The sequence below is a fragment of the Streptomyces hainanensis genome (genome assembly GCF_004348415.1).
Classification (GTDB): Bacteria; Actinomycetota; Actinomycetes; order Streptomycetales; family Streptomycetaceae; genus Streptomyces; species Streptomyces hainanensis.
On record NZ_SMKI01000399.1, the window covers coordinates 1 to 7,356 of the forward strand.

A 7,356-nucleotide genomic window follows, 5' to 3' on the forward strand; every position below is an offset into this window, starting at 1 on the left:
ACCCCCACGCCCCGCCGGTCAGGCGGCGGCGTCGGCCGCCTGGGCCTTCAGCGCTCGCTCGACGCCCGCCCGGGACTCCGTCACGAGCCGCCGCAGGGCCGGCGTCGGGTCGGCCGACGACAGCCAGGCGTCGGTCGCGGCCAGCGTCTCCTCGGAGACCTGGATCACCGGGTAGAGGCCGACCGCGACCTGCTGGGCCATCTCGTGGCTGCGGGACTCCCAGACGCCCTTCAGCGCCGCGAAGTACTTCGCGGCGTAGGGGGCGAGCAGCTCCCGCTGGTCGGTCTGGACGAAGCCGCCGATCACGGCCTCCTGGACCGCGTTCGGCAGCTTGTCGTCCTCGACGACCGACGCCCACGCCTCGGCCTTGGCCTCCGGCGTCGGGCGGGCGGCCCGCGCCGTGGCGGCGTGGCGTTCGCCGGCCGAGGTGCGGTCGCGGTCCAGTTCGGCGGCGATCTCCGGCTCGTCGGCGCGGCCGGTGGCGGCGAGCCGCTGGAGCAGCGCCCACCGCAGCTCGGTGTCCACCGTCAGCCCCTCGATCGTCTCCGTGCCGTCCAACAGGCCGGCCAGCACGTCGAGTTGCCCGTCGGTCCGGGCGGTGGCCGCGAAGGCGCGGGCCCAGGCGAGCTGGTGGTCGCCGCCCGGTTCGGCGGCCCGCAGCCGCTCCAGCGTGGCGTCGGACCACAGGGCGAGCCCGGTCGCGCGCCAGTCGGGCGCGGCGTAGAGGTCGAGGGCCAGCTTGACCTGCCGGTGCAGGGACTGCACGACGCCGATGTCCGACTCGCGGCCGATGCCGGAGAGCACCAGGGCCAGGTAGTCGCGGGTGGGCATCTCGCCGTCCCGGGTCATGTCCCAGGCGGAGGCCCAGCACAGGGCGCGCGGCAGCGAGAGCGTGAAGTCGGCCAGGTGCTCGGTGACCACGGCCATCGACGCGGGGTCGAGCCGCACCTTCGCGTAGGAGAGGTCGTCGTCGTTGAGGAGCACGACGGCGGGCCGCCGCCGGCCTTCGAGTGCCGGGACCTTGGTCAGCTCGCCGTCCACGTCGAGTTCGAGGCGTTCCACCCGCTCCAGGGCGCCGTCGGTCAGCTCGTAGAGGCCGATGGCGATGCGGTGCGGCCGCAGCGTCGGCTCGCCCTTCGCGCCGGCCGGCAGCGCCGGGGCCTCCTGGCGGACGGCGAACGAGGTGATCACGCCGTCGGCGTCGACCTCGATCTCGGGCCGCAGGATGTTGATGCCGGCGGTCTGGAGCCACGCCTTCGACCAGGCGGTGAGGTCGCGGCCGCTGGTCTCCTCCAGCGCGGTGAGCAGGTCGGTCAGCCGGGTGTTGGACCACGCGTGGCGCTTGAAGTACGCCTGCACGCCCTGGAAGAACTCGTCCATCCCGACGTAGGCCACCAGCTGCTTGAGGACGCTGGCGCCCTTGGCGTAGGTGATGCCGTCGAAGTTGACCAGGACGTCGTCGAGGTCGCGGATCTCCGCCATGATCGGGTGGGTGGAGGGCAGTTGGTCCTGCCGGTAGGCCCAGGTCTTCATCTGGTTGGCGAAGCTGGTCCAGGCGTGCGGCCAGCGGCTGCCGGGGGCGTGGGCCTGGCAGGCGATGGAGGTGTAGGTGGCGAACGACTCGTTGAGCCACAGGTCGTTCCACCACTCCATGGTGACCAGGTCGCCGAACCACATGTGGGCCAGCTCGTGGAGGATGGTCTCGGCCCGCATCTCGTAGGCCGCGTCCGTCACCTTGGAGCGGAAGACGTACTGGTCGCGGATGGTGACCGCGCCCGCGTTCTCCATCGCGCCCGCGTTGAACTCGGGGACGAACAGCTGGTCGTACTTGGCGAAGGGGTAGGGGTAGTCGAACTTCTCCTGGAACCAGTCGAATCCCTGCCGGGTGACGTCGAAGATGGCCTCCGCGTCGAGGTGTTCGGCCAGTGAGGGGCGGCAGTAGATGCCCAGCGGCACGGAGCGCCCGTCGCCGTCCCAGCTGCTGTGCACCGAGTGGTAGGGGCCGGCGACCAGTGCGGTGATGTAGCTGGAGATGCGGGGCGTCGCCGCGAACCGCCAGATGTTGTCGCGGGGTTCGGGGGTGGGGGAGTTGGAGATCACCGTCCAGCCCTCGGGCGCCGTCACGGTGAAGGTGAACGTGGCCTTGAGGTCGGGCTGTTCGAAGCAGGCGAAGACGCGGCGCGCGTCCGGGACCTCGAACTGGGTGTACAGGTACGCCTGCTGGTCCACGGGGTCGACGGAGCGGTGCAGGCCCTCGCCGGTGTTGGTGTAGGCGCAGTCGGCGACCACCCGCAGCTCGTTGTGCCCCTCGACCACGGCCGGCAGGGCGATCCGCGAGTCGGCGAAGGCCGTGGCGGGGTCGAGGGCGTCGTCGTTGAGCACGATCTCCCGCACCTCGGGGGCGATCAGGTCGACGAACGTCGCGCCCGCCTCCCGGGCCGTGAACCGCACGACGGTCTCGGAGCGGAAGGTGCCGCCCTCCTGTGCTCCGGAGATGTCCAGCGTGATGTCGTAAGCGTCCACGCTGAGCAGCCGTGCCCGCTCCCGCGCTTCCTGCCGGGTCAGATTCGTGCCTGGCACCAGGTCTCTCCTTTGGTTCTGCGGTGGTCGCCATCCTTCCACGCGTACGTGACCGGGGCGGGCGCGCGGACGAGAAGTCCGTGTGCCCGCCCCGGCCCGTTGTCCGTGGTCGTGGGTGCGACTACGGGGTCAGCACCTGCTCGATGGCCACGTGTCCGGTCCCGGTGACGGTGCCGGCCGCGTTGCGCAGCTCGACCTCGCCGAAGACCTGGCGGCCCTCGCCCGAGTCGGCCGCCGAGGCGGCGACGGTCACCTCGGCCGCGATGTCGGCCGAGGCGCCCGAGGCCAGCTCGATCACCCGGTCGGTGTCGACGGCCACCGTGCCGAGCCCGGCGCTGAGGTAGGCGTCCCGGTAGGCGAAGGTGGTCGATCCGGTCGGGATGGCGTAGCCGTGCACCTGGACGGTGTAGGTGCCGGCGGCCGGGTCGGTGATCCTGACGGCCTCCTCGGCGGAGGCGCTGGTGGACTGGCCCACCAGCGTGCCGTCGCGGTAGACGTACAGGTCGAGGTCGGCGCCGGGGTCGGCGGCCGAGCCGATGACGGCCTCGAACGAGGAGACGCCCGCACCGATCTCGACGGTGGTCTCCAGGCGCTCGTCGGGGACGATGGTCGGGGTGTCGGTGAACGACGAGCCCAGTTCGCCGGCCGCCAGCGAGCCCTGGATCGGGGCGAAGTCGTTGGTGGCCTCCCAGGTGACGGACACCGGGGTGCCGACCGTGGCCTCCTCGACCGTCACCGTCTCCGGCTCGAACGTGGTGCCGAGCGCGGTCGCGGTGAGCGTGTACGGGTTGCCGAGCAGCGGCGAGGTGCGGCGCGACTCGACCTCGAACTCCCAGACGCCCGGGCTCGGGTCGTCGTAGGAGCGCAGGTCGGGCCGGCAGGTGTTCGCCGGGTTGGTGTAGTTGGGGTAGCAGAAGGTGCTGGTGGAGTCGTCCGCCGGCAGGCCCTCGGGGGTGATGGCGATCCAGCGGGTCTGGCTGCCCTCGGCGAGGCCCGACATGGCGACCTCCAGCGTCCCGGTGCCCTCGGGCACGGTGACGAAGTAGGAGGTGGACGCGTTGCGGGTGGCGGTGCCCGACTCGGTCAGCGCGTAGTCGGGCGCGGCCAGGTCCTGGGCGACGACGACGGTCGCCAGGACGTGCTGGTCGATGCCCTGCGTCGACCGGTCGTCGACGGTGAGGATCGCGCTGTGCGCGCCGAGCGAGCGCGGCTTGGCGCGCAGCGTGACGGTCACCGGCTGGTTCAGCGGCAGCGAGACGCTGGAGGGGCCGAGCAGCCGGAACGTGTTGTCGTGGTTGTTGGCCAACGCCAGGTTGTGCCGCACCGCGCGGTTGGGCCCGGTGGTGCGGGTGAGGGTGACCTGGTAGTCCTCGGACTCGCCGACGGCCGGGGCGCTCTCGCGGTCGTAGACGCCGGTGCCGCGGCCGGGGGTGGCCAGGTGCTCGTCCAGCGTGTGGTCGACGGGCGCGCTGACCGTGTACTCGTGGGCGGTGGCGCCGCGGGTGATCAGCCGCCAGGCGGCCTCGGTGTCGATGAGGCCGGCGCCCTGCTCGTGCGCCTGGACGCCCCGGATCGGGTCGGCCGAGCTGGTGAGCGCGGTGCGCAGGTCGGCGGGGGAGAGGTCGATGTTCCGCTGGGCGGCCGCGGAGAGCAGCAGCGCGGCGGCGCCGGTGGCCTGCGGCGAGGACATCGAGGTGCCCTGGAGCATGCCGTAGCCGGGCGGCAGGCCGTAGCCGGCCTCGGCGACCGGGGAGCCGGGCTGCCAGGTCGGGATGGAGTTGATGGAGGCGCCGGGGGCGACCAGGGTGGGCTTGAAGCCGCCGTCGTCGCGCGGGCCGGCGGAGGAGAACGGCATCATCTCGTACGAGGTCCGCACGGTGGAGCCGTAGTTGGCGGCCCAGGTCTCCCGCGAGATGCCGGCGCCGACGGCCACCACCAGGTCGGCGACGGACGGGTCGCCGACGGTGTTGGTACCGGGGCCCTCGTTGCCGGCCGAGACGAAGATCTGCACGCCGTAGGTGGTGATCAGCTCGTTGTAGAGCCGCGCCCTGGCGTTGTTGCCGTCGTTGAGGGCCGGCAGGCCGCCGAGCGAGATGTTGACGACGTCGACGTCGCGGTTGGCGACGAGGTCGATCATGCCCTCGAACATGGCGGTGTAGGTGCAGCCGCCGCCGAAGACGCAGGCGCGCGCGGAGACGATCTGGGCGCCGGGCGCCGCGCCGTTCATGTCGCCGCCGAACAGGCTGTTGGCGGCGGTGATGCCGGCCACGTGGGTGCCGTGCCGGCCGGAGACGATGCCGATGTTGACGAAGTCGGCGGTCTGGCCGATCCAGTCACCGCCGTAGGGGTCCATCGGGACGTCCTCGCGGATCTCCACGACGAACGGGATGGCCTCGGCGATCGCCGTGTCGGGGTCGTCGGTGCCGAAGCTGCCGACCTGCCCGCCGTCGCCGTACGGCCGCATCGCCTCCTCGTCGCCGAAGTCGGCGTCGCCGTCGAGGTCCACCCGGACGGTGCCGGCCGCCGGGTCGTAGAGCACGGCCCAACTGTCGGTGGTGTCGCCGTCGCGGTTGACGTCGCCGCCGATCTCGCCGACGGCGACGGACTCCCGGAAGGTGTTGATCAGGTAGTCGCCGTCGGGGGCGGTGTACTGCCGGCCCGAGTAGGTGAACGAGGAGCCGGAGACCTCGGTGACCATGGCGCGCCAGGAGGCGTCGCCGTCCACGATCGGGTCGGTGGCGGTGACCCAGTCGCTGATCTTGGGCTCGCCGGTGGTGGTCTCCTGGAGCGCCGGGTGGCCGAGGTCGACGCCGGTGTCCAGGACGCCGATGGTGACGCCGCGGCCGTCCCAGCGGGGGTGGTCGTCGACGAAGTCGACCGCGCCGGTCTCGTGGGCCGGCTGGTAGGGGTTGGCGGCCCTGGTGTCGGCGTCGGGCCCCGGGTAGCTCCGGCCCGCGTTGCCCGAGCCGGCGGCGGAGCCGGCCTCGGGCAGCGGGTCGGGCAGCGGATCGGGAACCTGGATCTCGTCGTTGAGGTCGATGGCGTGGACGGAGTCCAGGCCGATGGCCTCCTCGATGGCCTGGTCGGCGCGGCCGGTGCGCACGGTGACGCGCACATAGCCGATCTCGTCCTCGGTGAAGCCGACGGAGGCGCCGGGCACGTCGCCGAGGGTCTGGGCGACCTCCTCGGTGGCGCCGGGCTCGGCGGCGATCATCATGGTGACGAACGGCTCGTCACCGGCCTTGGCCTCTTCGAGCAGGGTGGCGTCCTGGGTGGAGAACTTCTCCCCCAGGGGCTTGTCGGTGACGGGCGGGGAGGTGTCGTCGTCGGCCAGGGCCGGGGTGACGCCGGCGAGGCCGAGGGCGGCCACCAGGCCGGCGGCCAGGGTCACCCGGGACAGCGGTCTGTGACGTGATCTCATTGACATGGACATCCTTGGTCGGAAACCACCTGATCAGGATGACGGGTCATCCTACGGAAGTACCGGAACCCTGGCGTCACTTGTGACCGATGTTGTCCCATTCCTATAGGTAACATTTATGTTACTCGCATTTACTGCGGTGATCGGGATTGCCGCGTCGCTCAGCGGGGCAGCACCACCAGATAGCTCGCGGGCGGCCCGGACGCCGCCGCGCGCAGCGCCTCCCGCACCAGGGCGGCCTCGCCCAGCGGGCACTCCCGCAGCCGCCGCGGCGTGACCCGCACCAGGCGTACGCCGAGGCCCACCAGCGTCTGCCGGCGCTCGCCGCCGCCCAGCCGGTCGTCGATCTCCACCGCCACCCCGCGCTCCGGCCAGTACGCGTCCACCGCGCCCACGAACGGGCCGTCCGGCAGCCAGAGGCCCACGTTCCAGCAGGGGTCGGGCAGCCGCCCCAACCGCACGGCGTCCAGCAGCCGTTCCTCCGAGACGGACCGCCCCTCCGCCAGCAGCGTCCGCACCGCGCCCGCCACCTGCGGCCGGCCGAGCAGCCGCCCCCTGGCCAACTCCCGCAGCGCGGCCGGCGCCTCGCAGTGGCCGCCGCGCACCGCCTCCGTCAACAGTCGCCGCACGACCGCCGCGTCCGCGGTCCGCCCCACCGCGTCGGCCAGCGCCCGCTCCGGCGGCGCCACCGGGAAGCCGGCCAGCTGGACGGCCCTCGGCAGTACCTCGGTGCGCACCAGGCGCGCCGGGCCGGCCGATCGCAGCCGCCGCGTCCTGGGCACCAGCACATCCATCCGGTCCAACTCGCCGAGCGACGGCGCGCCGTTGAACCCGTGCAGGGCGAGTGCCGCGAGACCGGTCACCACGGCCTCGCCCGCCCGGCCGCCGGTGTAGCTCAGCACGGCCCGCAGCGTCTCCTCACCGCTCGGCGGCCCCGCGTGCAGCAGGAAGACCCCGGGCAGCGGCATCTGCCACGGCCCGCCGGGGCGGCACCGCTCGTGCGCGGCGGCGACCGGCACCCCGTGGCGGCGCAACTCCCGCGCCGTCATCACCGGTCGAGGCCCCTCGGCAAGCTGCCGCAACGGCCGGGGCGCAAGTGGCGTGTTCTCGCTCATGCGCCAACGATTCCCCGCGAAACGGTCAACTCCTCGTCTTGTTACGAGGCTGTGGGCAAACGGCCGCCAACCGGTTGATAATGGACGTCAGTTCGACCCGCGGTCGACCCGGCCCGGCAGCAGCACGGCCGCCGCGATCCCGCCCGCGACCACCACGGCCCCGCCGACCAGCAACGCGCCGAGCATGCCGGAGCCGAAGGCGTCGCGCGCGGCCTCGGCCAGCAGGGCGCCCTCCCGCCC

Annotated in this window: 3 protein-coding genes; all 3 read right to left on the reverse strand. The window is 72.8% G+C overall.

Translation table 11 applies throughout. The features are described from left to right. Positions 1-18: 18 nt before the first annotated feature. The 3 genes from pepN to E1283_RS28160 all read right to left on the reverse strand — a co-directional run bounded on the left by pepN (position 19) and on the right by E1283_RS28160 (position 7,116). Positions 19-2,580: an aminopeptidase N gene (gene pepN, locus E1283_RS28150; protein WP_132820980.1), complete on the reverse strand. Its 2,562-nt coding sequence runs from the start codon at positions 2,578-2,580 to the stop codon at positions 19-21. A 121-nt stretch (positions 2,581-2,701) separates the two neighbouring features. Beyond that, entirely contained in the window at positions 2,702-6,001 is a 3,300-nt protein-coding gene (locus E1283_RS28155) for a S8 family serine peptidase (protein WP_425086246.1), read from the reverse strand. 161 nt (positions 6,002-6,162) lie between these two features. Next, positions 6,163-7,116: a hypothetical protein gene (locus E1283_RS28160; RefSeq protein WP_132820982.1), complete on the reverse strand. Its 954-nt coding sequence runs from the start codon at positions 7,114-7,116 to the stop codon at positions 6,163-6,165. Positions 7,117-7,356: the final 240 nt, after the last annotated feature.

Bases quoted from the DNA above. Each gene is read 5' to 3' on its own strand.
- E1283_RS28155 (WP_425086246.1), bottom strand. From the start codon at position 6,001: ATGAGATCACGTCACAGACCGCTGTCCCGGGTGACCCTGGCCGCCGGC.
- E1283_RS28160 (WP_132820982.1), bottom strand. From the start codon at position 7,116: ATGAGCGAGAACACGCCACTTGCGCCCCGGCCGTTGCGGCAGCTTGCC.